Below are 1,445 nucleotides of genomic sequence, written 5' to 3'. Positions count from 1 at the left end.
ACATTGGGGAGGATATGCCGCACCATGATGCTGAAATTGCTGCTGCCCACAACGCGTGCGCGATCAATGAATGTTCGCTCTTTAAGCGACAGTGTCTGACTGCGAACGATACGCGCAACGAACGCCCAGCTTGTCATGCCGATAACGACAAGGATCACGAAAAGAGAAGGACGAAAGCCGAGGATGTCTCCACCGCGCCCCATCACCTCAAGAACCACGGGTGTGATGACCAGCGCCAGCACGAAGGACGGCATGACGAAAAAGAAATCCGTCAGGCGCATCAGCCAGACGTCAACCCTGCCACCGTAGTAGCCAGCGGTGATACCTACCGAAGTGCCGACGACGAGGCTGATGACGGTCGCCAGCAGCGCGATTGTAAGCGAGATTCGGGCACCATGGACGACCAGGTTGAGCACGTCCCGCCCAACTTCGTCTGTCCCCAGAAAATGCTGGCTTGATGGTGGTGCGAGGAAATCGCCGGTTGCGTTAATCGCAGTCTGAAGCGGACCCACCAGAATATTGGGCATCGCTGCCATACCAAGAAATAATACCAGACAAAACAGGCCAAGCTTAGCCCCGCCATAGCCAAGAAATTGGGATAGAAAGCCCCTGATAGCTCGCGCCCGGATACGCGAGAGAGATTGAACAGTACTATTGCTCATTGCCGAACTCGTGGATCAAGAAGGCTGTAGGCAAGATCGGCTGCGAGGTTCGCGACGACGATCGAAGCACCGAGCAACAAGAATATCCCTTGAAGGACCGGATAATCTCGCGCATTGAGCGCGTCGACCGTGAGGTTTCCTATCCCTGGCCAAGCGAATACGCTTTCGACGGTAATGGCACCGGCAACCACGTAGCCAAGATTAAGGGTAATCAGCGTTACGACGGGCAACATCGCATTACGAAAGGCATGACGCATCAGCATCTGACCATTGGTGAGCCCCTTGGCCCGAGCGGTCACCATGTAGTCCTCGGTGACAACGTCGCTCATCGCAGCACGAGCGCCCACAACGTATTGGCCGATGAGTCCAAGGGCCACCGCCGTGACCGGAAGCGCGAGATGCCGCAAGTAATCAAGCAACCCATCAAGAGAACCACTGATAGCGCCAGGCGAGTATGCACCGTAGCCAGGAAGCCACCCCAATACCGTGCTGAAGATCACTACCAGGAGCATGCCGAGCCAGAAAGATGGCGTCGAATAGAGCGCGAGAGAGGCTCCCGTGGCGATTTGGTCGACGGCTCCTCCTCTGCGCCAACCGGCATATACACCAAGCATAACCCCGCACAGGATGGCGATGAATTGGGCTAGACCGACCAAGGCGATGGTGGCCGGCAAGCGCTCCAAAATCAGGTCAGAGACATGCCGGCCCCTAAACTTGAAGCTGTAGCCAAAATCGCCATGGAGAGTCGCCGTTAAGTAGTCGACTATCTGGTCTGGAAACAGC

At 56.3% G+C, this 1,445-nt stretch carries 2 protein-coding genes; both read right to left on the bottom strand.

What is annotated here, in order from left to right; all coding sequences use genetic code 11:
- A partial coding sequence (locus EOA27_RS36375; protein WP_145970832.1) for an ABC transporter permease occupies window positions 1-662 on the bottom strand: 662 nt, incomplete at its 3' end.
- Window positions 659-1,445: ABC transporter permease (locus EOA27_RS36370; protein WP_145970831.1), on the bottom strand; the 787-nt coding region annotated here is incomplete at its 5' end. The genes EOA27_RS36375 and EOA27_RS36370, both read right to left, overlap by 4 nt.

This window comes from Mesorhizobium sp. M2A.F.Ca.ET.037.01.1.1, from assembly GCF_003998075.1.
In the GTDB taxonomy this organism is placed as follows: domain Bacteria; phylum Pseudomonadota; class Alphaproteobacteria; order Rhizobiales; family Rhizobiaceae; genus Mesorhizobium.
This window is presented reverse-complemented; position numbering and strand designations above follow the sequence as displayed.